At 66.8% G+C, this 20,536-nt stretch carries 22 protein-coding genes and 1 tRNA gene; 17 read left to right on the top strand and 6 right to left on the bottom strand.

Translation table 11 applies throughout. The annotated features are described in order from the left end of the window. Positions 1-177 precede the first annotated feature (177 nt). Positions 178-426 (top strand): PRC-barrel domain containing protein, encoded by a 249-nt coding sequence (locus tag DPQ64_RS08390; RefSeq protein ID WP_115863903.1) that lies wholly within the window; start codon positions 178-180, stop codon positions 424-426. 45 nt (positions 427-471) lie between these two features. Here the strand turns inward: DPQ64_RS08390 and DPQ64_RS08385 are convergent, their stop codons facing one another. The 3 genes from DPQ64_RS08385 to DPQ64_RS08375 form a co-directional block, all read right to left on the bottom strand. Next, a complete protein-coding gene (locus tag DPQ64_RS08385) occupies positions 472-1,371 on the bottom strand; it encodes a thiamine-phosphate synthase family protein (protein WP_115863902.1) in 900 nt (299 codons plus the stop codon). Then, positions 1,368-1,985 carry a dCTP deaminase gene (gene dcd / locus DPQ64_RS08380; RefSeq protein WP_115863901.1) on the bottom strand — a complete coding sequence of 206 codons (618 nt, stop codon included), beginning with the start codon at positions 1,983-1,985 and terminating at the stop codon, positions 1,368-1,370. Before dcd ends, DPQ64_RS08385 begins: the two co-directional genes overlap by 4 nt. Positions 1,986-2,056: 71 nt before the next feature. Continuing rightward, a complete protein-coding gene (locus DPQ64_RS08375; protein ID WP_115863900.1) occupies positions 2,057-2,782 on the bottom strand; it encodes a Yip1 family protein in 726 nt (241 codons plus the stop codon). Positions 2,783-2,919: 137 nt separating this feature from the next. On the opposite strand from DPQ64_RS08375, the gene pth2 reads away from it, so the two are divergent. The 9 genes from pth2 (at position 2,920) to DPQ64_RS19765 (ending at position 10,511) form a co-directional block, all read left to right on the top strand. Further along, entirely contained in the window at positions 2,920-3,258 is a 339-nt protein-coding gene (pth2, locus tag DPQ64_RS08370; RefSeq protein ID WP_115863899.1) for a peptidyl-tRNA hydrolase Pth2, read from the top strand. 695 nt (positions 3,259-3,953) lie between these two features. Beyond that, on the top strand, positions 3,954-5,330 hold the full coding sequence (gene truD, locus DPQ64_RS08360) for a tRNA pseudouridine(13) synthase TruD (RefSeq protein ID WP_115863898.1): 1,377 nt from the start codon (positions 3,954-3,956) through the stop codon (positions 5,328-5,330). A gap of 214 nt (positions 5,331-5,544) precedes the next feature. Further along, the gene (locus DPQ64_RS08355) at positions 5,545-7,194 is read left to right on the top strand and encodes a SufS family cysteine desulfurase (RefSeq protein WP_115863897.1); all 1,650 of its coding nucleotides are present in this window, start codon (positions 5,545-5,547) and stop codon (positions 7,192-7,194) included. Between the two features lie 651 nt (positions 7,195-7,845). Next, positions 7,846-8,217 carry a zinc ribbon domain-containing protein gene (locus tag DPQ64_RS18730; protein ID WP_157971641.1) on the top strand — a complete coding sequence of 124 codons (372 nt, stop codon included), beginning with the start codon at positions 7,846-7,848 and terminating at the stop codon, positions 8,215-8,217. 120 nt (positions 8,218-8,337) lie between these two features. Further along, complete coding sequence (locus DPQ64_RS08345) at positions 8,338-9,078, top strand: DUF2103 domain-containing protein (RefSeq protein ID WP_115863895.1); 741 nt, start codon at positions 8,338-8,340, stop codon at positions 9,076-9,078. Positions 9,079-9,501: 423 nt separating this feature from the next. Then, positions 9,502-9,660: a hypothetical protein gene (locus DPQ64_RS19175; protein ID WP_198662056.1), complete on the top strand. Its 159-nt coding sequence runs from the start codon at positions 9,502-9,504 to the stop codon at positions 9,658-9,660. Positions 9,661-9,773: 113 nt separating this feature from the next. After that, positions 9,774-10,058, top strand: coding sequence for a 50S ribosomal protein L37ae (locus DPQ64_RS08340; RefSeq protein WP_115863894.1), 285 nt, complete (start codon positions 9,774-9,776; stop codon positions 10,056-10,058). Then, positions 10,055-10,189, top strand: coding sequence for a DNA-directed RNA polymerase subunit P (locus DPQ64_RS08335; RefSeq protein ID WP_115863893.1), 135 nt, complete (start codon positions 10,055-10,057; stop codon positions 10,187-10,189). The genes DPQ64_RS08340 and DPQ64_RS08335 overlap by 4 nt, the downstream gene beginning before the upstream one ends. 16 nt (positions 10,190-10,205) lie before the next feature. After that, complete coding sequence (locus DPQ64_RS19765) at positions 10,206-10,511, top strand: KEOPS complex subunit Pcc1 (protein ID WP_115863892.1); 306 nt, start codon at positions 10,206-10,208, stop codon at positions 10,509-10,511. A gap of 357 nt (positions 10,512-10,868) precedes the next feature. On the opposite strand, the gene DPQ64_RS08325 is transcribed toward DPQ64_RS19765, so the two are convergent. Continuing rightward, complete coding sequence (locus DPQ64_RS08325; protein ID WP_115863891.1) at positions 10,869-11,207, bottom strand: hypothetical protein; 339 nt, start codon at positions 11,205-11,207, stop codon at positions 10,869-10,871. A gap of 114 nt (positions 11,208-11,321) precedes the next feature. Here DPQ64_RS08325 and DPQ64_RS08320 point away from each other — a divergent pair, with 114 nt between their 5' ends. From DPQ64_RS08320 to DPQ64_RS19960, 4 genes are all read left to right on the top strand, one after another. Further along, positions 11,322-11,873: a redoxin domain-containing protein gene (locus DPQ64_RS08320; RefSeq protein ID WP_115863890.1), complete on the top strand. Its 552-nt coding sequence runs from the start codon at positions 11,322-11,324 to the stop codon at positions 11,871-11,873. A 300-nt stretch (positions 11,874-12,173) separates the two neighbouring features. Further along, positions 12,174-13,682: a hypothetical protein gene (locus tag DPQ64_RS08315; protein WP_115863889.1), complete on the top strand. Its 1,509-nt coding sequence runs from the start codon at positions 12,174-12,176 to the stop codon at positions 13,680-13,682. Between the two features lie 75 nt (positions 13,683-13,757). After that, on the top strand, positions 13,758-15,335 hold the full coding sequence (locus DPQ64_RS08310; protein WP_115863888.1) for an ATP-binding protein: 1,578 nt from the start codon (positions 13,758-13,760) through the stop codon (positions 15,333-15,335). Between the two features lie 184 nt (positions 15,336-15,519). Continuing rightward, a complete protein-coding gene (locus DPQ64_RS19960; protein ID WP_115863887.1) occupies positions 15,520-16,005 on the top strand; it encodes a site-specific integrase in 486 nt (161 codons plus the stop codon). A 229-nt stretch (positions 16,006-16,234) separates the two neighbouring features. Here the strand turns inward: DPQ64_RS19960 and DPQ64_RS08300 are convergent, their stop codons facing one another. After that, complete coding sequence (locus DPQ64_RS08300; protein WP_115863886.1) at positions 16,235-17,065, bottom strand: GNAT family N-acetyltransferase; 831 nt, start codon at positions 17,063-17,065, stop codon at positions 16,235-16,237. A 716-nt stretch (positions 17,066-17,781) separates the two neighbouring features. Continuing rightward, positions 17,782-17,855, bottom strand: a tRNA-Tyr gene (locus DPQ64_RS08295). A 279-nt stretch (positions 17,856-18,134) separates the two neighbouring features. Here DPQ64_RS08295 and DPQ64_RS08290 point away from each other — a divergent pair. From DPQ64_RS08290 to ftsZ, 3 genes are all read left to right on the top strand, one after another. Further along, complete coding sequence (locus DPQ64_RS08290; protein WP_115863885.1) at positions 18,135-18,890, top strand: zinc ribbon domain-containing protein; 756 nt, start codon at positions 18,135-18,137, stop codon at positions 18,888-18,890. A 184-nt stretch (positions 18,891-19,074) separates the two neighbouring features. Beyond that, on the top strand, positions 19,075-19,254 hold the full coding sequence (locus DPQ64_RS08285) for a ribbon-helix-helix domain-containing protein (protein WP_115863884.1): 180 nt from the start codon (positions 19,075-19,077) through the stop codon (positions 19,252-19,254). 3 nt (positions 19,255-19,257) lie between these two features. After that, the gene (ftsZ, locus tag DPQ64_RS08280) at positions 19,258-20,490 is read left to right on the top strand and encodes a cell division protein FtsZ (RefSeq protein WP_115863883.1); all 1,233 of its coding nucleotides are present in this window, start codon (positions 19,258-19,260) and stop codon (positions 20,488-20,490) included. Positions 20,491-20,536: the final 46 nt, after the last annotated feature.

Raw genomic sequence — 20,536 nt, 5'->3', positions numbered from 1 at the left:
CGCGGCGCATCCTGTCGGATGGCTACATATCGCATCCCGTGGACTGTTCGAGTAGCGCGTCCCGTGGACTGGCCGAGTAGTGCAGCCCGTCGCCGACCTGAGTTCGCCGAGAACGCGGTCGGTCACCACTCGCTTCGTGGCCACAGCCGTCAAACCCGAGCGCGGCGAACCGACGGTATGCAGTTCACCGAGGCCGACGAAGGCGCGTCCGTGTTCGACGCCGACCGAGAGAAGATCGGCGTGGTGACCGAGGTCCGGGACGGGACCGCTTACGTCGAGCCGCATCCGAGTCTGACCGAGGAGTTCGCGGCCAAACTCGACTGGGGGAGCCACGAGGCCGACGAGGACGCCTACCCGCTCCGGCCGGAGTGGGTCGAGGCGGTCGAAGAGGGCGAGATTCTGCTCGACGCCCGACCGGAAGCATAGCGGTGACCAAATCGAAAGACAGCGATGAAATAGAACGGCGGCGAACTACAGCAGATTTCGCGCCGTCTCGGCCACGTCCTCGGCGTCGTCCCCGAGCAGGTAGATGATGGGCTCGACGCCGTAGCCGCCGGTGTGGTAGAGCACGGTCGCATCCGGCTGCTCGCGGAGCGCCGCGCCCACCGCCGCGTCGAGGTCGTCGTACTCCGCGTCGAACTCCGCGGCCTCGTGGCCCAGCTCCTCCAGCGCGGCCACGAGGTCGGGGTCGTACCGGACGTTCAGGGCCGCGCGAGCGTCGCTTCCTGCCCGGCGCGCTGCCAGCAGGACCGACGCCACGTGCTCGCTCACACCGAACTCCGGGTCGGACGGGATCTCGGCCCGACCTTTCACGTCGAAGATGCGGCCCGGGACGCCGGCCACGTCGTCGATGCCGTCGGCGTCGGGCGTGCACTCACAGAGGTTCGACCCCACGGCGGGGATGAGCGACGCGAACCCGCCCGCGCTCTCGACGATGCGGAGCCCGCGTCGGAGCGACGACCGGACGCGCTCGGTCACCCGCAACTCGCCGTCGGGGTCGTGGACGTCGAAGTCGCCGCCGTAGCCCGACAGGTCGGGCATCTCGCGCTCGTGGATGTCGGCGATGAGATCGCGGTCTTCGAGCCGCCGGATCATGACCTCGATCTCGACCAGCGCCTCGACCCGGCTCATCGTCTCCTCGGCCAGCCCCTCGCCGACGCGCGCGACGAGGTTCCGGACGCGCTCGTCGTGCAGAAACTGGTCGTTGCGCTCGACCTCGCCGTTGGCGTACTTCGACACTGCGCTCTGGCTGATGCCCAGCAGGTCGGCGACCTCGCTCTGGGTCAGCCCGCGCTCGCGGAGCTCCTCGGCCAACATCGACCGGACCGTGGGCAGGAACTCCTCGACCGCGATCTCCTCGGCGAACCTCATGGCTCGCTCTCCTCAGGTGAATCGGGCTTCTGGTCGCCGCCGAACTCGTGGTCGCTCTGGATGCGCGAGGCCTGCGGGCCGGACTGGTTCTGGTACTTCGAGCCCCGCTCCTCGCCGTACGGGCGCTCCGCGGGCGTCTTGAGTTCCGTGAAGGTGAGCTGGGAGACGCGCATACCGGGTTCGAGCGCGACCGGCGCGGTGCCGAGATTCGACAGTTCGAGGGTGATCTGGCCCTGGTACCCGGGGTCGCAGAGGCCGGCAGTGGCATGCACTACCACGGCGAGTCGGCCGAGCGACGACCGACCCTCGACGTGGGCGATGAGGTCGGCCGGAATCTCGACGCGCTCCATCGTCGTGCCGAGCACGAAGTCGCCCGGGTGGAGGATGAACTCGCCACCTTCCTCGACCACGGTCTCGTCGACGTATTCGGAGACCTCCTGCTCGCTGTTCGGGTGGATGCACGGGATATTGGTGCGCTGGAACTCCAGGAACTCCCTGCCGAGCCGGAGGTCGATGCTGGCGGGCTGTATCTGGAGGTCGAGGTCGTCGATGGGTTCGACCGCGAGGTCGCCGTCCTCCAGCCGGCGGAGGATGTCGGCGTCCGAGAGTATCATGTGCGTGGGGTTGGCGCGGAGCGGCCTAAATGGACCGGTCCTCGCCAGTGGTGGTCAGCGAAATTCGACGGTCACGCGATCCCGAACAGGAACGTCACGAGCGCGATCGTCCCGCCCGCGAACGCCGCGCTGCCGGTCGGGAGCTTCCGGGCGTGCTTCAGCCCGAAGGTCCAGACGTAGCCCTGCCACGCCGCGGCGGCCAGCGCCAGCACGGCGGTGTCGCCCTGCGCGCGCTGGCTCAGCGTCTCGACCTGCGAGGCCAGCAGTTCGGGGTTCGACGCCGACAGGTCGACGCTCCCCAGCGTGGTCAGCAGGAGGCCGAAGCCGACCACCGCCTGAAACGCGCTGGGGAGCATTCCCCACGCCGCGACGGCGAGCGTGTCGGCGAACGACCCCTCGCCGTTCACGATTGCCGACAGAACGTGCAGTCCGACCCCGTACAGCGGCCACGCGAGCAGTCCGCTGAACAGGACCAGCGGGAGCATACCGCTGAACCGGTCCCAGAACAGGTCGCCGACCACGACGGTCTTCTGCTTGGGCTGGTCGCAGCCGTCCTGCATCATCTCGTCGACCTCGCTGGTGGTCTCGTCGTCGCAGACCCAATCGGGCGGGCGCTCGTCGTTCGGTATCTCGGTGGTCTGGGTGAGCTGCTGGCTCAGCGACCAGCCGAACGCGCCAACCACGGCGGTCGTGACGAGCGCGACCAGAGCGACCACGAGGGCGGCGCGAGCGAGGCTGAGTCCCGGCGCGCGCTCGGCGAAGAAGGCGTCCGGGCGGAGGAGTGCGTCGAGGACCATATCGGAACGCGCCGACCGGGAGCCAATAATGCTGTCGTTCGAGTGTCGTTTTTCGGCGGTGGAAATTGCACCGGGAAACGTGGTAGAGCCCGCTCCGAGTAGTCACCGATTTAACGGCCGACCCCGTGGTTGCGGCCGTGAAGCAGACTATCGTCGCCCGCACCGATCTGGGCATGGGCGAAGGGAAGCTGGCCGCGCAGGTCGCCCACGCGTCGCTGTCGGCCTACGAGGACGCCGGGACGCGCGCCCGGAAGGAGTGGAAGGGCGGCGGCCAGAAGAAGGTCGTCGTGCAGGCCGCCGGCGAGGACGAGATCTTCCGACTCGCCGAGAAGGCCCGCGCCGAGGGGCTTCCCCGCGCCGTGATCCGGGACGCGGGGCACACCCAGTTGGAACCGGGGACCGTGACGACCCTCGCGGTCGGCCCGGCCGACGACGACCTCGTGGACAAGGTGACGGGCGACCTCTCGCTGTACTGAATGCGGTTTTTGGATGTTGGGTTCTTCGTGAGAGTGTTACTGTTGAGCCAGTGAGAACTGCGACTATTTCGGTTACCGCATCCACAACCGCGACCGCTTCCACGACCGCGACTGTGACCGCCACAGCAACCGCGACCGCTACTATTCTTGAGCCTCGGCGTGACCGCACCGCGACCGCACCGCAACCGCGGGCCTCACACCTCCCCAGCCTCCTGCGCGTCTCGGGCTTCGCCCTGCGATGCTCGTCCCTCGCGCGATTTGGCGCGAGATAAACTCGCGCCAGCACGCGCCGGGATTGAACAACCCACCGAGCGATAGCAGGCCGGCCGGTCCACCGGGCGAAATTGGACGGGGAAACGACCGCGGGTGGGACTGAAAGGGGCCGCCCGGTCGCAGGCCGAAGGCCCGTGGTCGCCTCAGCGACCCCTATCCGAGCGGTCACGCGAGCGAAGCGAGTGTGACCTCGGCAGTCGCAGCCGAGGAGCAACGCGACGAGGACCGTCTGCCGGCGAGCGTCAGCGAGCGAGGATATGTCGCTGAGCGACCGCGAGCGGGCGGGGGCTTTCGAAACCGAAGTCGTTCTTCAGACTCAGCCGTTCACTACTGTAATCACTCCAGCGCTTCAGAGAAACCCAAACTAAACTACTGACCGCGGGAAGCCAGATACAAGCGACTCCCCCGCAAATCAAGAGTGAATGCGCGAGGCGTACCCAGTCGAGCAGGCGGTCGGCATCGCACACTTCGTCAGCGACCCGGACGGCGTCGGCGGTCGCCTCCGCGAATCGCCCGAGGACTTCCGGGTCCGGGAGGTCGAGCGGTTCGACACCGAGCCGGCCGACGCCGACGAGGGGGCCTACCCCTACCTCGTCGTGCGCGCGACGCTCCGGGAGTGGGACACCAACGACTTCGCCAAGCGGCTCTCGGACGCGCTGGGGATCAGCCGCGAGCGCGTCTCGTGGGCCGGCACCAAGGACAAGCACGCGGTCACGACCCAGCTGTTCACGCTCCGGAAGGTCGACCAGTCCGAACTCGGAGACGTGTCCGTCTACGACGCCGAGATAGCGGTCGTGGGCCGGACCGGACGAGGGCTCCAGTTCGGCGATCTGGCGGGCAACGAGTTCGAGATCACGGTCCGGGACGCCGAGCGCCCCGAGAACGCCGCGGAAATCCAGTCGGCCCTAAAGTCGTTCGGCGGGGGCGGCAAGTCGGAGACGGGCGGCGGGAGCCACTCCGGAACCGCAGGCGTCCCGAACTTCTTCGGCCAGCAGCGGTTCGGCAGCCGGCGACCCGTCACCCACGAGGTCGGCCTCGCGGTCGTCCGCGGCGAGTGGGAGGACGCGGTCCGAGCGTACGTCGCCAACCCCTACGAGAGCGAGCCCGAGGGATCGCAGGAAGCGCGCCGCGCGGTCGAGGACCACTTCGACGAGCGAGACTGGCAGGCCGCGCTCGACGCCACGCCCGAGCGCCTCGGCTTCGAGCGCGCGATGTTGAACGCGCTGGTCGAGTCCGGCGGCGACCGGCCCGAGGACTTCCGGACCGCGCTCGAAGCCGTCCCCTCGAACCTCCAGCGGCTGTTCGTCAACGCCGCCCAGTCGTACGCCTTCAACCGAATCCTGAGCGAGCGACTGGAACGGGGGCTCCCGTTCGACCGCCCGGTCGCGGGCGACGTGGTCTGCTTCGCCGAGCAGGTCGACGGCGTGACCGTTCCAGACCCCGACCGGGAACAGCGCGTGACCGAGCGCCGGGTCGAGACGGTCGCGCGCCACTGCGAGCGCGGCCGGGCGTTCGTGACCGCGCCGCTGGTCGGCACCGAGACGGAACTCGGCGACGGCGAACCGGGCGAGATCGAGCGCGACGTGCTCGACGACCTCGGGCTCGCGCCGGACGACTTCGACCTACCGGGGGAGTTCGACTCGACCGGGACTCGTCGGTCGATTCTGGTCCGGACCGGGCTCGAAATCGAGGAGGCTGAAGATGAGGACTCGCTGACCTTCGAGTTCGCGCTCCCGAAAGGATCGTACGCCACCGTCGTCCTGCGGGAGTTCATGAAGACCGATCCCGCGAGCGGGTGAGGCGCGACTGCGGGCGCGGCTCACCCGCTCGCAATAGCGTGGTACTTTCCTGCTCGCGACGAGGGACGGCTTGCTCTCACCACGCCGTGAGCGGGGAAATATTTGCGGAGGAGACATTTCAGTACACGGTACTGAGAGTGCATACTTCGATACGTCTTCTCCGAAGGTGGATACATCAAGCAGATTTATCGGGCCATCAATCAAGATGATTCCCATGGTCTCCGATATCTCGGAACTCCGGCAAGATTTCCCGGTGTTGGAACGCCGGGTGGGCGACGAGCCGCTGACGTATCTCGACAACGCGGCGACGACCCAGACGCCCACGCAGGTGTACGAGGTGTACGAGGAGTTCTACGAGGGGTACAACGCGAACGTCCACCGTGGGATCCACGCGCTGAGCCACGAGGCATCCATCGCCTACGAGGAGGCCCACGACAGGCTCGCGGAGTTCGTCGGCGCGAGCGGAGGCCGCGAGGAGATGGTGTTCACGAAGAACACCACCGAAGGCATCAACATCGTCGCGTACGGCCTGCGCGACCAGCTCGGGCCGGGCGACGAGATCGTCCTCACCGAGATGGAGCACCACGCCTCGCTGGTGACGTGGCAGCAGGTCGCCGAGCGGACGGGAGCCGAGGTGCGCTACGTTCGCGTGGACGACGACGGCCGACTCGACGTCGAGCACGCGAAGGAACTCATCGGTCCGGACACCGCGGTCGTCTCGGTGGCCCACGTCTCGAACGTCCTCGGCACCGTCAACCCGGTCGAGACGCTGGCCGAGTTGGCTCACGACGCCGGCGCGTACGTGCTGGTCGACGGCGCGCAGTCGGCCCCGACCCGGCCGGTCGACGTGGAGGCCATCGACGCCGACTTCTTCGCGTTCTCGGGCCACAAGATGGCCGGGCCGACCGGCATCGGCGGCCTCTACGGCAAGCGACACCTGCTCGAAGAGCTCGACCCGTTCTGCTTCGGCGGCGAGATGATCAGCCACGTCACGTTCGACGACGCGAAGTGGAACGAACTCCCGTGGAAGTTCGAGGCCGGGACGCCGCCCATCGCGTCGGGCATCGCGCTCGCGGCGGCCGCCGACTACCTCGACGAGATCGGGATGGAGCGGGTCCGCGAGCACGAGGACGAGCTCGCCCAGTACGCGCTCGAACGCCTCGAAGCGCGCGACGACGTGGAGACGTACGGCCCGCCACCGGGCGTCGAGCGCACCGGTCTCGTCTCGTTCAACGTCGAGGGGGTCCACGGCCACGACCTCTCGTCGCTGCTGAACGACCGCGGCATCGCGGTGCGGGCGGGCGACCACTGCACCCAGCCGCTCCACGACGTGCTCGACCTGCCGGGGTCGGTCAGAGCCTCGTTCTACGTGTACAACACCACCGAGGAGGTCGACCGACTGCTCGACGCGCTCGACGGCGGTCCGGGCCACGACGGCGTCGCCGAGCAGGTCGAGGAGTACCTCGCCTCCGACCGCTACCACGACCGCATCTACGAGCACCACCGGAACCCGCACAACGAGGGTGGGCTCGACGACCCGACGCTCCGCAAGCATTCGGAGGAGACCACCTGCGGCGACGAGGGCGAGTTCCACGTCGACGTGGCCGACGGCACCATCGAGCGCATCGCGTTCGAAAGCCAGAGCTGCGCGGTCAGCCGCGCGGTCGCGAGCATCCTCAGCGAGTACCTCGAAGGCAGGACCTTGGAGGAGGCCGCCTCGCTCGACGGCGAGGTCGCCGCGATGCTGGAGGGCACCTTCCCGGACCTGCGCCGGGACTGCGTGGTCGGCCCCGAGGAGGTCATCAGCGAGGCAGCGCGGGAGTACCTTGACGGCGAGCGGGCAGCGGTCGCAGGCGACGACTGAGTGGACTGTTCTGAGTTCTGGTAGTCTCTCGTTCTCTCTGGTGGGTTCTGTTTTGGCCCTCGGACATTGCACGCGCTGAATTCTGCTCTCCACCCCGGCGCGTGCTGCGCGGCGCGTTCATGCGTCGCGCAAAGCGCGCGAGGTCTGCGCGAGTGAAACGAGCGCAGGCTCGGCGGACGCGGTTTGTCCTCCGGTGGACGAGGACCGCAACGCAGTGAGGACCGCAGGAGGCTGGGGAGGACGAGGCGCGTTGCGGTCGCGGTTGCGGTCAGGCCGAGGCGCAAGCAGTAGCTAGCGTTGCAGTCTCGTACTCTGTGTTTTCGAACACGTCCGAGCTAGCTACTGCCGAGGCATATGAGAGACCGCACCGCCCCGCACCGCGACCGCGGGCCTCACGCCTCCCCAGCCTCCTGCGTTGCTCGGCCTACGGCCTGCGCTACTCGTCCCTCGCGTGGTTTGGCGCGACAAGGAGGTCGCGTCTGCACGCGCCGGGTGGAAGAGCGAACCAGCGCACACCTGACAGAATACCAACCAGCGCACGCCGAGAGTGAGAGTGTACCAAGCGAATACTCAGAACCAGAACAACCACCGCGACCCGAAGTGCCTCAAACCATATCCGGGGGCGCGTGGTACCCCGTCCGGGGAAATCACGTGAGCTACGCCAGCAGGAGCGAGCGAGTCCAGCGCGAGATCGACGACGCCATCGCCGAGGGGTGGACCATCGAGACCGAGACGCCCGAGCGGGTCGTCCTCGTCAAGCGCGGCATGGGGAGCCTCTGGGTCCACCTCCTGCTCGTGGTACTCACGGGCTGGTGGTCGTGGGGCGTCGTCAACCTCGTCTACGGTGGGTACGAGTACTTCGCACACGCCCAGCGCCGGGTCGTCCGGGAGTCCGACGCCTGTCCGGAGTGCGGCGCGAGCGTCGCCACCGTCGCCAACTACTGCGGGAACTGCGGGACGGCACTCGACGAATCCCGGAGCGAACTCTCCGAGTCCCGAGACGAGTTCGGGATCGGAACGTGAGCGTCCCGACGACCGACACTCTGCCGACCAGTCCTCCCCGACCGACCCGCCGCCGCGCGAAACACCGCCACCGCCGAGCGAAACACGGAGGTTAAATCCGCCGCGGAGCTAGGCCCGGCTATGGAGTGTCGGCAGTGTGGCTCGCCGCTCGAACGCCCCGGCGACTACTGTCTGGTCTGCCGGACGGGCAACGCCGACGCCGTGGTGCTCGACCTCGACCGCGACCGGGCGACGCTCACGATGCTGGACGACGACGAGGTGGTCGGCGAGACCGGCGTGACGACCACGCCCGAGGACGGCGGCGAGACCGGCGTGGTCGAACTCCGGAACTTCGCGGGCCGGATCGCCGACGAGGTGCGGCGCAAGCGCCCCGAGGAGGTGTACGCCGCGGGCGACCGCGACGTGCTCCGGGCGACCCGCGAGCAGCTCCACTACACGTTCTACCGCGTGGGCGACGGCAGGGACGGAGAGGCGGACGAAGATCCGGTCGGGGCCGTGCTCGCGCGCCGGGACGACCGCGCGCTGGAGGTCGTGGAGGCCGCTCCTGCGGAGAAGCTCGGCGGGAGCCACTCCACGCTCATCGGCGACCGCGCGGGCCGGACCGCCATCCAGACCGTGGCAGGCCACCCGCACGTCAAGAAGATCATCCCCGGCCCCATCGACGCCGGCGGGTCGGGCAGCCGGACCGGCGTGCGCGCGAAGGCGACCCGCGCCGACGAGAACGGCAACGTCCGGCTGCTGCTCCGGGACGGCTCCAGCGTGCAGGAGAACCGCGTGGTCACGACCGCGATGGATCGGGAGCGCGGCGAGCGCATCCGAGCCGACCTCAACGACGCGCTGGCCGAAACCGACCTGCAGTGAGCAGGTGTTGCCCGCTCACAGCACGCGCTCGGTGGAACGGTCCACCAGCGAACGACCGGTGACTCAGACCACCGGAGAACCGCCAGTGAATCAGTCCACCAGCGAACGCTCCGTGGGACAACCTCCAGCGGACACCTCGTGGAACGGTCCACCGGAGCGCGCTCGGTTCGTCGTTGCACCGTCTGGGTGGACTGAAAGGGGCCGCCCGCTCGCGCACCGCTTGGTCGTCTGGCCGACCCCTATCCGGAGTGAACGCAGTGAACGGAGGATATGTCGGCCAGCAACCGCGAGCGGGCGGGGGCTTTCGAAACGTTTCCTGCTGATCCGTCGACATCTGTTGCGTCGAGGTCTAGTCAAAACACATCCTCCCAGTTCGAAGCCCCAACCTTCTTGACCGAGCCTGTAATTATATGTAATTACGAGATGGTGGGCTACTACGACGCGGTGCTCGCCGCGATACCGCTGCTCTCCGGGGGCGGGTTCCTGATCGGTCAGTTGACGGGGCTACCGGGCATGATAGCGGGGCTGGTGGCCTCGTTGGCGGTCATCGGCCACGAGCTGGTCGACCCGCCGACGGACTGACTGGGGACACGGCGGACTGACTGGGGACACGGTACTGACCGAGTGCAAATCTATCGTCGACCGCGTCCTGACTCGTAGGCTTTATCAGCGCGCCCGCTCAAAATCGGGGTACTATGGCCGAGAACTCCAAGAGTCGAACCGGCAGCGCCGGTCGATTCGGGGCGCGGTACGGGCGCGTCGCCCGCAAGCGCGTCGCCGAGATCGAGAGCGACATGAACCAGGAACACGCCTGCCCCGACTGCGGCGACGAGCGCGTCGAGCGCCAGGGCACCGGCATCTGGCAGTGCGGCAACTGCGGCTACAAGTACGCCGGCGGCACCTACCGGCCCCAGACGCCCGCGGGTCGCACCGTCAGCCGCTCCATCCGCGCCGCGCTCGGAGAAGACGACGACGAATGAGCTACAAGTGTTCGCGGTGCAAGCGCGACGTGGAGCTCGACGAGTACGGCGGCGTCCGCTGTCCGTACTGCGGCCACCGCGTCCTGCTGAAGGAGCGGAGCCGCGACGTGAAGGAAGTCGGCGTGCAGTAATTCCGTTCTCGCCCCGATGGTCGATTCTTCTCGCGATTCTACATCCGAACGACAGCGCGAATCCGCGGAGTTCGGACAGCGACCGCACGACGCGCGTCTGCGATTCGAATACGAGTCGTCCGCCCGCGCCCGCGTGATCGCTCGGTCGGTCCGTCAAGAAGTCGGCGAGATCGACGGCGACCGGTCGGCGGCCAGCGTTGCGCGGGACGGCGACGCGGTGGTGGTCCGAGTCGGAGCCGACGACCTCGTGGCGCTCCGGGCTGGCTGCAACACGTGGGGATCGCTGGTGGAAGTCGCCGAGCGGACGACGGGACTGGTTTGAGAAACGGTATCTGATTTTTAGGTCCCGAACTGGGATTGCGATATCTCCGATGCCTCGGCAGTAGCTAGCTCAACTGCTCCGTCAAAACTCGATGGAATCACGAAGCTAGCTACTGCCGAGGCATATGAGAGACCGCACAGCACCGCACTGCAACCGCGACCTCACGCCTCCCCAGCCTCCTGCGCTTCTCGGCCTTGGGCCTGCGATGCTCGTCCCTCGCACGCTAGAGCGCGGCGCGTTCGCGCGCCGCGCCCAAACGCGCGCCGGGGTGGAAAGGGTATTCAGCATACGCGAAGGCAGAAGACGAATCAGCGCGCGCCGAAAAACTAGTCGACCACGCGAACAATCTTCTCCAGTTCACTGCCGCGAGAAGCCGAACCCGAGCCGGAGCAGGACCGCGTACACCGCGATGCCGAAGCGGAAGAACAGACCGAAGACGACGGCGAACAGGAGCCCGAGGCCGACCGCGGTCGCGGCCATCGACGACGCTCCCGCAGTCCGGGTCACCTCGACGACGACCGTCGCCAAGCCCAGCAGCGCGCTCACGCCGCCCGCGATGTACGCGCCGAGCGAGAGGCCGAGTCCGAGCCGCGGGTCGAGGAACGCCGCGGTGGCGCCGAGGTCGTGCGCGAGGCCGCCGTAGAAGCCGACCAGCCCGACCACGACCGTCACGTTCACCGTGAGCGTCGATACCATCGGGATTTCGTTTTTGGCCATCGGTCATAAAGGGGCGGGAAGCGCCGGCGGGGAACCGTCTCGAAGCCGCCGTCTGACGTAACTTTAAACCGTTCGGCGTGGTGACGCAACACGATGGCAGATTCGGGTGGGCCCGCCGTCGGCTCGACGGCTCCGGAGTTCACCGCACCGCTCGCGAAGCTCGACGGATCGGTCGAAGAGGTGTCGCTGTCGTCGCTGCGCGAGGACGGCGCGGTCCTGCTGGTGTTCCAGCCCACGAACTTCGAACTGGAGTCGTTCGCCGACCGGCGCGGCCCCGGCAAGTACGACTGGTTCTCCGCGAACGAGTGCGTCCGGGTGGTCGGGGTCAACCGCGCCCGACCCCGGACCAACTGCGAGTTCATCGACTACCTCGACGTGACCTACCCGTTCTGCTCGGACCGGGATCGGTCCATCGCCAGCGAGTACGGCGCGACCTACCGCGCGTTCGGGGTCGCCCCGCGAACGCGCCGGGCCTGCTTCTTCGTGGACCCCGACGGCGTGGTCCAGTACCGCTGGGTCGCCGACGAGTCTGGGGCTGCCACCGGCCATCCGCAGGTCCGGGACCTCTACGACGCGGTGGTGGACGTGCTCGGCCGGCCCGATCCCGAGTCGTTCGGCTTCGCCTGTGGCTCGACCGAGTGGTGAGGCCGCGAGCGGGAGTCACCACGACCCGTGAGTACCAACTCGACTGCCGAAAGCCGACTCGGCCGCTGGAAGAAAACCGGCGTTTGCACCGATTTCGACCCGCTACCGTCCGTTCTCGACGAGAGACGCTCCAAAATCGACTCCCGGCGAGCCGTCTGACGCGCGTCAGAAGATGAAAATGGCTGTAAACAGCCGGGTGAGGGCCGAATCGGCCCAGGTTCGCGCACGTGACCCTTCCACTGCGGAGGACCCCAGACGACCACCGGGAGATAAGTGGGTACTCCACGTGACCTATCGCAAATGCGGAACGAGACGTCGCGCCGGGCGCTGCTCTCGGGGCTGGCAGGGCTCTCGGTGGCGGGGAGCGGGCGAGTCGTCGGAACCAGCGCCGCGGACGGCAGTCGAGTGGACCCCGGGCGACCGGGAGACCGTCGAGCGAGCGCGACCAGAGCCCGGCAGGGCGACCGCCGAACGCGGCAGCGCGACGGGTTCGACCCCTCGATTCACGGGTTCGGGTTCCAGAACTGGTCGACGCGCGAGTCGGTGTTCACCGAGCACGACCACGAAGCGGTAGACGAGGGGCAGGTCCGCCGGCTGCTCGGCCGGCGCTGGGAGGGGCCCGCGCGGCGAGTCCTCGACGTGAACGTGCTCAAGCTGCCGGACACCCTGTTCGACGCCATCGCGAAGCAGCTGTACGTCTCGGTCAACCAGCAGTCGGGCACGAACGGCCACTGCTACGGCATGGTGTTCGCGGCCCAGCAGTACTTCGAGGACCCGGGCTCCGTCCCGCTCGACCGCGAGGTCGCCAGCGAGTTCACCCACCCCGAAACGCCGGTCGAGGACCGCGAGAACGGGCCGGTCGCCGCCGAGATCGACTACTACCACATCACGCAGTTCTTCGACCTCCACTCGTGGCTCGGCCGCCGAGCCATTCTGCGCCCGGGCTGGATCGACTACGAGCGACAGCTCGACCGGATCGCCGCGGTCGTCGACGAGTTCGGCACCGCCGGAATCACCGTGTTCGACAGCCAGACCCGGGCGTCCCATCAGGTGCTCGTGTACGACTACAGTCGGGAGCCGGACGCCACCCGGCTGTTCGTTTACGACCCGAACTACCGCGCGGGGCGGTACGCGCGGCCCCGCCCGCCGGAGCCCATCGAGGTCGACACCACCGGCTCGGAGCCGACGGTCCGGCCGTACGGCAAGGGGTACGACGGGTTCGTGTTCAACCGTCGTGGGCGCGTCGCCGCGGCAAGAAGCGCGAGTGAGGATGAGAGCGGAAGTGAGGACGCTAATAGCTCCAGCCCGCTCGTCGGACCGACCGGCGGAGGCGTGGCCGACCAGCTGTTCGACCTCGCGCTGTTCCTCGTCGACTCGGAGGCCGTCTCGCTGACGGTGGTCGGCCCGGACGACCGACCGCTGCTGCGCGACGCCGCGACCTCCATCGACCGGTCGCGGACGGAGTACGGTCGGATGCGCTACCGCTACGGCTTCTCGCCCGGCCGATACGATATCACGGTCGTCGGCGAGGCCGACGCCGACTACGCGCTCCGGGCGCTGGTCGCCGACGCCGAGGGGACGCGGCTCGACGCCCGACCCTCGACGTCCATCGGCGCCGGCGAGGTGCATCGGTACGCCGCGGAGGTGCCCAAGTCCGGAACGGGGTCGATAGAGCGTGCCACCGGCAGGTCCGGCGGGTCCTCGTGGCGCAGGAGGCTCGGCGCGGTGGGCGTCGGTGCGGGGGCGGCCGCGGTGGCTGCGGGAGCGTACGCGCGAATCCGGAATCGGTCGAACGAGAGCGACGAGTGAAATCGGTGGGACGAGAGCGACGAGTGAACCGACACCCGGTTATTAATACGGGAGGTGAGAACGTGGCGAACGACCATGCGCCTTCCAAGAGCATCGGTGCCGCGGAACGTCACGCTCACCGGGCTCGCGGTCGCGGGGCTCGGCTTCGGGCTGACCCGATTCACCGTGACGCTGGCCGCGTACGACGAGCCCGTGGCGTTCTACCTCGCCGGACTGCTCCCGCTCGTGCTCGGACTGCTGTTGGCCGCGTTCGGCGTGGCGCTCGTCGTCGGCCCGTTCGACCCCGGGTTCGTGCGGACGACCACCGTCTGGTGTCTGGCGGGCGCGGGAGCGATGCTCGTCCTCGTGGTGCTGACGCTGCTCGGGTCGAATCCCGGGGAACTCCGCGGGATGGAGTCTGTGCTGTCGGAGATCTACCTCTCGAACTTCCTCATCGGCGGGAGTATCGGCGGCGCACTGACCGGAGTGTACGCCGCGCGGAACGACCGCCAGCGCGGCGAGTTGCGGTGGCAGGCCAACAGGCTGGTGACGCTGAACCGCATCCTGCGCCACGAGGTGCTCAACTCCATCACCGCCATCTCGGGCTACGCCGACGTGCTCGACCGGCGCGAGGAGGCGGACGACGCCAGCCCGGTCGAGGTCATCCGCAGACGCTCGGATCACGTGGTGGACACCATCGAAGACGTGCAGTACCTGACGGAGTCCGCGCGGTCGGCCGAGACGAGCCTCGACGGGGTCGACCTCCTCGCCACGCTCCGGCGGAGCGTCGAGTCGGTCCGGAGCGAGCATCCGGACGCCGACTGGCGCGTGAGCGACGATTCGGAGCCGATTCCGGTGTGGGCGAACGCCCAGCTCGAACAGTTGTTTCGCCACCTGCTCGAAAACGCAGTCCGGCACAACGACGCGGACGCGCCGAGCGTGACGGTAGGCGTCGAGACAGACGGGCGGTACGCGACGGTCAGCATCGCCGACGACGGCCCGGGACTTCCGGAGCGCGAGCGCTCGATCCTCGATGAGGGCGCGGTAGCAGAGCACGACAACCCGTCGAGTGGCTTCGGTCTCAACGTCGTCCGACTGCTCGTCCAGCGCTACCACGGCGATGTACGGACTACCGTGACCGACGCGGGAACGACGGTCGAGGTGACGCTCCTCCGGGCCGACGGCTCGACGCCGCCGGGGACGTCCATGACCACCGACCGAACGTACGGCATCGCGCCGTCTAAGCTGACCCTGTCGGTCGGTTCCGGGCTGGTCGCCGGGGTCGCGATGGGCGCGTTCAGCCAGACCGTCGCGGGCGTGATCCCGGTCATCGGGGCGCTGTACGGCGTCTCCGACCCGGCGGTCGGCTGGATCACCCACGAGTTCCACAGCGTCGTGTTCGCGATGGCGTTTGCGGGACTGCTGACCGTGGTTCCCGGCGAGGACGCCGACAGCCTGCTCGGGCACGTCTCGGTCGCGGCCGCGTGGGGACTCGTCCTCTGGGCCGTCGCGGCGGGCGTCGTCATGCCGCTCTGGCTGGGTCTGGTCGGGATTCCGGCGCAGGTTCCGAACCTCGACGTGGCGGCGCTCGGGAGCCATCTCGTCTGGAGCGTCACGCTCGGTGGTGTGTACTACTGGGGAAGCGAGCGGCTGGACGCCGGAACGTTGCGTTGAGCTATCGAGGCTGTGGCTCTCCCGTTCTCGTTCGCTCCGCTCGGGAGGACGGAGACGAGTCGATCTCAGTCGACGACGAAACGACCGGGGAAGAAGTCCAACCGAGCCGATTTGAACGGGGACAAGTCGAAAACGACCTCCATAGGCGTCCTACCGCCCTGAAACGCCACTTCACTGCGCTGGCATGGCTTTGCAAACCATCGCAAGCCATGACCCAAGAACTCGAACCCCTCGAACCGGAAACAGCAGTGGAACTGTACCTCGCACAACGGGGCGAAGACTCGGCCGAGCGCACCAAGCCCACTGGTATCGGCTCAAACACTTCCTCCGGTGGTGTGACGAGAAGAACATCACTAACCGCAACTCCCTCACCGGTCGGAAGCTGTACGAGTACCGTACGTGGCGGCGCAACGACGGCGACTTGAACACAGTCTCGCTCCGTACGCAACTCTCGACCCTACGGAAATTCATCAGGTTCTGCGAGACGATTGACGGCGTTGAGGACGGCCTCTACGACAGCATCGTCCTCCCTACCCTCGACGAAGACGTGCCGAAGGCAGTCGTATCCGACAGAGGCGACGTATCCGCCGACGTACTGGACGACCACTACAACCAGATGACTAAAGAGGAGAAGATGGAACAGCGTCGGGGGTATCTCGAAGGACTCTAACCCCTTCCTCCAGTGGGGGTCGAGAGCGTGCCGCTGCGTGTGTTCACCCCCTTCTCGTAGGAGGCCCTGCACCACGGCCACGCAGGACCGACACGGCGGTGGTCAGGCCCGGTCTGCGTCGCCAGATAGGATACCATGGCCACAGTCCTCTGGGGAGTGGTAGAGACAGAGCGTGTATCCTTCATGATTGGGAGTACATCTTGGACAAGTTGTGAAGTCCACGACCCATTCACACGGTTGCCTCGAAATGGTGGTAGGTCACAACCGTTTCAAACCCTATCTTTTCGTACATTGGTTGAGCCATTTCGGACGACTGTAGTGTTCCGACGGTGCAGCCAGCGTCACGCCCAATCCGAAGAAGTTCACAACTCATGGCTTCCCCGATGCCTTGTCGTCGGAACGGCTCAACCACCCCAATAGTGTAGATACCAGCCACATCTCCGGTCTGTACCAATTGGCCGCAGGCGACAGACTGGTCGTCTACCTGCCCGACGAACAGACGTACTTCCTCGTCGATCAGGATTGAGGGCGACGTGAGCTTGTGTGTCACGTCCTCGGGAATCTCAAAGACAGTCGCAGCAATTGTGGCGAAGTCGGCAAGTGCATCCGAGTCAGTGACCTCGGAAATCTGGGCGACAGACTCGCTGGACGGTATCTCGTCGAGTGGAGCCAGCGCCATCCCGGGCTGGGGCTGATTAGTCAACCTGAGGTCAAGGCCAGTAGCGAGTTCCTCGACTGTCTTGACCATGGGTGTTGTCACAGTCGCCCAGAACGGTACATCACGCTGAGTCATCCACTCGACTGCCGCTGTAAGCTCGTCGTAGGGTGGGCATTCGAGGATGAATACCCTATTAAATATCGGAATTGGAACTCCCGCCGAAACCGCTGTTACCGGGCCGAACTGACGTGTCTGACCGTCCGGAACGTGTTCTGCCTGCTTCAGAAAGGCCCTCTGGAGGTTGTCGTGTGCATCCGCCACGAGGTCACGATTGGATGGCGGTGTTCGAGTTCGGTTCGTACTGGCTTTGAGGTACAGCTCATCATATTCAAATCTCGTCATGTGACACCCCAATGGTTTGGTTTTGAGGAACCGCGAAACACTGGTGTAGTAGGTTCGTGTACCCCGTTGATGGTCTTACGGTCATTGTCCTTCCCTTACCCCCTGGCGTTTAGACCAACATCCTGTGGCAACCAGCCATCTCTTCTCCGGGACAGAGAACGCCTACTTCTTGATTTATCACGATGGGTGTTAACTCTTCACAATGCAGTGAAAGTATCTCAGCGATAGATACGCACCACGTATCTATGGTTACACTTCCTTGATGCGTAGTTGTAGCTCTAGTGCAACGGCCGGGCAACGACCCACTGGTCCGAAGGTCTGCGTCGGCGTGTGTTTATTCTTCGGCAGGGGACGCTCCGGCTTCGGCAGAGGTGACTCCTGTTCCAGCGGGCCACAGAACCATCAGTCCCAAAACACGTAGTTGCTCCACCGCGTTCGGCAATATGCAAAGGCATGGCGGCGCGGGCCCAAGTTGGGCACCTGTTGAACTACGTCGGGTCCTGTGGGTTGCACAAGGGCGGCTACTCGGCCAACAACGAATCGCTTGGTAAAGAAGTCCGCCCTCCCCGATTTGAACGTTGTGAGACGTTCCGGGCATGCGGCCCTACGGGCCGTTCCGGGGCTGCGACTCACAGGCTCAAATCGGCCCGGGGAATGCTGATTTCTCGGCGCGGCTCGGTCGCTACGCTCCCTCGCGTTGCGCCGAGAGAAATCAGTCCGCCCTCCCCGATTTGAACGGGGGGCAAGTCGATCTACAGTCGACTGCTCTACCAGTCTGAGCTAAGGGCGGGCGCAGTTTCACGTAGGTCCTCTGGCGGACTTAAGGGTTATTATTCGGCGAGGGCGAGGACCCGCGCGAGCCCGAGGACCTCGACCCGTCGTCCAAGCACAATCGACTTCCGTCCGACCGGACCTGTCAGCCGAGCTATCGCGACTGGCCCGGAGTGAACCCGGCGCGACAGTCGAAAAAACCGCCAGCGAGCGCCGCGTCTTCCGTCGTCTCCCACTCGTCAGACATGTTTGGGAAGATTGAAATAGGATGCGCGTATATCGTGGTACGAACTGCCACATGAGCAAGATTACCTTCCGCGCGGACGAGGACCTCGTCGAGCGCATCGAGGCCCGCGACGCCTCGAAGAGCGAGATCATGCGGGAGGCGCTCCGCGCGTACCTCGACGGCGCGAGCGTCGAGCGCGACGGAGCGGACGCTGGGCACGACGCGAGGGCGGACTCCGAACGGCGTGGGCCAGTGGATTCCGAGCGGCGCGCGACTGCGCCGGACGACGGCCGCGGCGCGACGGCTGACTCCGCACCGGGCCGCGCGTCCGAGCGCGCTCGCGGGGAGCGCGCTCGGACCGCCACGCTGGATGCCTTCCTGGCCGAGCGCGTAGACGAACTCGTGACCGAGCGGCTGGCCGCACGGGAGTCGCGACGCGACTCCCGTGCGGCCGGACGGCCGCAGGACGTGAACGTCAACGTGACGCTGGAGTCCGACGGGGGAGCGCGCACCGAACCTAATGCGGCCCCGCGCGGACGATCCGACACCGATACGGAGGCGACTCGACGCGCGGGTCGGGCGTCGGACGACTCGTCCGACGCCCGACCTGCGCGTGAAGCGGGCGAAGCGAGCGACTCTGCCGCCGAATCGGCCTGCGGCCAGTGCGGCGAGTCGCTGTCCGACGACCACGTGTACTGCCCCAACTGCGGGGAGAAGGCCGCCCGGCGGCTGTTCTGCGAGTGCGGCGACGAGGTGCGCTCGGACTGGGGGTTCTGCCCCGGCTGCGGCCGCCGGACGCCCGCCGCCGACGTGCTGGACCGCCCGTAAGACAGTGTTTTACGAGTAGCCATTAACTATTTAAGTTTTGACTTTGTTGGGTCTTGATGCGTAAGACGGTTGTCTTACAGATGGCGCTTCGCGGCGGATGTCCGCCGCCTGAAGCGCGCACATGCTGTAAGACAGCGCGCGTGGGAAGTCGCGAACCGTCTTACTCACAGGGGATATACCAACCATGGAGCGTGTGACACTGCGCATTCCGAAACAGCAGATCGAGGAGGTCGAACAGATGGTCGAGACCGGCGAGTTCCCGAACCGGAGCGAGGCGATTCGGGCCGCCGTTCGCGACATGTTGAACGAACAGGAGGAGACGGCCGACCAGACGACCAACAAGCGGTCGTGGGCGAAGGTGTAGATCATGCAGGACATCGTCCAGGACGCGCTAGAGAACGCCGAGGAGGAGAGCCGCGAGATGGACGCCTCGGTCGACGGCGACGAGTTCGGCGACCCCCGTATCGTCATCGTCGGCTGCGGCGGCGCGGGCAACAACACCGTCAACCGGCTGTACAACATCGGCGTCGAGGGCGCGGACACGGTCGCGATCAACACCGACAAGCAGCACCTCAAGATGATCGAGGCCGACACGAAGATCCTCGTCGGCAAGTCCCTGACCAACGGCCTCGGCGCGGGCGGCGACCCCTCGATGGGCGAGCGCGCGACCGAGATGGCCCAGGGCACGATCAAGGACGTGCTCGGCGATGCGGACCTGGTGTTCGTGACCGCCGGGATGGGCGGCGGCACCGGCACGGGAGCCGCGCCCGTCGTCTCGAAGATCGCCAAAGAGCAGGGCGCAATCGTCGTCGGGATGGTCTCGACGCCGTTCAACGTCGAGCGCGCGCGCACGGTGAAAGCCGAGGAGGGCCTCGAGAAGCTCCGTGGCGAGGCCGACTCCATCATCGTGCTCGACAACAACCGACTGCTCGACTACGTCCCGAACCTGCCTATCGGCAAGGCGTTCTCGGTGATGGACCAGATCATCGCCGAGACCGTCAAGGGTATCTCGGAGACAATCACCCAGCCGAGCCTCATCAACCTCGACTACGCCGACATGACCTCGATCATGAATCAGGGCGGCGTCGCGGTGATGCTGGTCGGCGAGACCCAGGACAAGAACAAGACCGAGGAGGTCGTCCGCGACGCGATGAACCACCCGCTGCTCGACGTCGACTACCGCGGCGCGTCGGGCGGACTGGTCCACATCACGGGCGGTCCGGACCTCACGCTGAAGGAGGCCGAGTCCATCGCGAGCAACATCACCGAGCGACTGGAGGCCAGCGCGAACGTCATCTGGGGCGCGCGCATCCAGGACAACTACAAGGGCAAGGTCCGAGTCATGGCCATCATGACCGGCGTCCAGAGCGCGCAGGTGCTCGGCCCGAGCACGCAGAAGCAGGCCGACCGCTCGCGCGAGAAGATGAGCGACATCGACGACTCGTCGTTCGACGCCAGCCAGAACCTCGAGAACGCCGAGACCTTCGGCGACTCGGCCGGTTCGACCCACGACGCCGGCGGGTCGAACGAGTGGGGTGCCGAGAGCGACGGCGGCCGCGACGAGGTCGAGCAGAGCAACGGACTCGACGTGATCCGCTGACCACTCCGGATTTTCGTTCGGATCGACCGTCGAACGCTGTGTTCGG

The sequence above is a fragment of the Halorussus litoreus genome, assembly GCF_003382685.1.
GTDB classification, from domain to species: domain Archaea; phylum Halobacteriota; class Halobacteria; order Halobacteriales; family Haladaptataceae; genus Halorussus; species Halorussus litoreus.
The sequence above is the reverse complement of the archived record's forward strand: the minus strand, read 5'-3'. Positions and strand labels throughout refer to the sequence as shown.

Excerpts from the sequence above, each read along its gene's own strand:
- DPQ64_RS08375 (WP_115863900.1), bottom strand. The coding sequence starts at position 2,782 with ATGGTCCTCGACGCACTCCTCCGCCCGGACGCCTTCTTCGCCGAGCGC.
- ftsZ (WP_115863883.1), top strand. The coding sequence starts at position 19,258 with ATGCAGGACATCGTCCAGGACGCGCTAGAGAACGCCGAGGAGGAGAGC.
- DPQ64_RS08325 (WP_115863891.1), bottom strand. The coding sequence starts at position 11,207 with ATGGTATCGACGCTCACGGTGAACGTGACGGTCGTGGTCGGGCTGGTC.
- DPQ64_RS19765 (WP_115863892.1), top strand. The coding sequence starts at position 10,206 with ATGGTCGATTCTTCTCGCGATTCTACATCCGAACGACAGCGCGAATCC.
- DPQ64_RS08355 (WP_115863897.1), top strand. The coding sequence starts at position 5,545 with ATGGTCTCCGATATCTCGGAACTCCGGCAAGATTTCCCGGTGTTGGAA.
- DPQ64_RS19175 (WP_198662056.1), top strand. The coding sequence starts at position 9,502 with ATGGTGGGCTACTACGACGCGGTGCTCGCCGCGATACCGCTGCTCTCC.
- truD (WP_115863898.1), top strand. The coding sequence starts at position 3,954 with ATGCGCGAGGCGTACCCAGTCGAGCAGGCGGTCGGCATCGCACACTTC.
- DPQ64_RS08285 (WP_115863884.1), top strand. The coding sequence starts at position 19,075 with ATGGAGCGTGTGACACTGCGCATTCCGAAACAGCAGATCGAGGAGGTC.
- DPQ64_RS08385 (WP_115863902.1), bottom strand. The coding sequence starts at position 1,371 with ATGAGGTTCGCCGAGGAGATCGCGGTCGAGGAGTTCCTGCCCACGGTC.
- DPQ64_RS08320 (WP_115863890.1), top strand. The coding sequence starts at position 11,322 with ATGGCAGATTCGGGTGGGCCCGCCGTCGGCTCGACGGCTCCGGAGTTC.
- DPQ64_RS08340 (WP_115863894.1), top strand. The coding sequence starts at position 9,774 with ATGGCCGAGAACTCCAAGAGTCGAACCGGCAGCGCCGGTCGATTCGGG.
- DPQ64_RS08345 (WP_115863895.1), top strand. The coding sequence starts at position 8,338 with ATGGAGTGTCGGCAGTGTGGCTCGCCGCTCGAACGCCCCGGCGACTAC.
- DPQ64_RS08300 (WP_115863886.1), bottom strand. The coding sequence starts at position 17,065 with ATGACGAGATTTGAATATGATGAGCTGTACCTCAAAGCCAGTACGAAC.
- DPQ64_RS08310 (WP_115863888.1), top strand. The coding sequence starts at position 13,758 with ATGCGCCTTCCAAGAGCATCGGTGCCGCGGAACGTCACGCTCACCGGG.
- DPQ64_RS08390 (WP_115863903.1), top strand. The coding sequence starts at position 178 with ATGCAGTTCACCGAGGCCGACGAAGGCGCGTCCGTGTTCGACGCCGAC.
- DPQ64_RS08335 (WP_115863893.1), top strand. The coding sequence starts at position 10,055 with ATGAGCTACAAGTGTTCGCGGTGCAAGCGCGACGTGGAGCTCGACGAG.
- DPQ64_RS19960 (WP_115863887.1), top strand. The coding sequence starts at position 15,520 with ATGGCTTTGCAAACCATCGCAAGCCATGACCCAAGAACTCGAACCCCT.
- dcd (WP_115863901.1), bottom strand. The coding sequence starts at position 1,985 with ATGATACTCTCGGACGCCGACATCCTCCGCCGGCTGGAGGACGGCGAC.
- DPQ64_RS08315 (WP_115863889.1), top strand. The coding sequence starts at position 12,174 with ATGCGGAACGAGACGTCGCGCCGGGCGCTGCTCTCGGGGCTGGCAGGG.
- DPQ64_RS08290 (WP_115863885.1), top strand. The coding sequence starts at position 18,135 with ATGAGCAAGATTACCTTCCGCGCGGACGAGGACCTCGTCGAGCGCATC.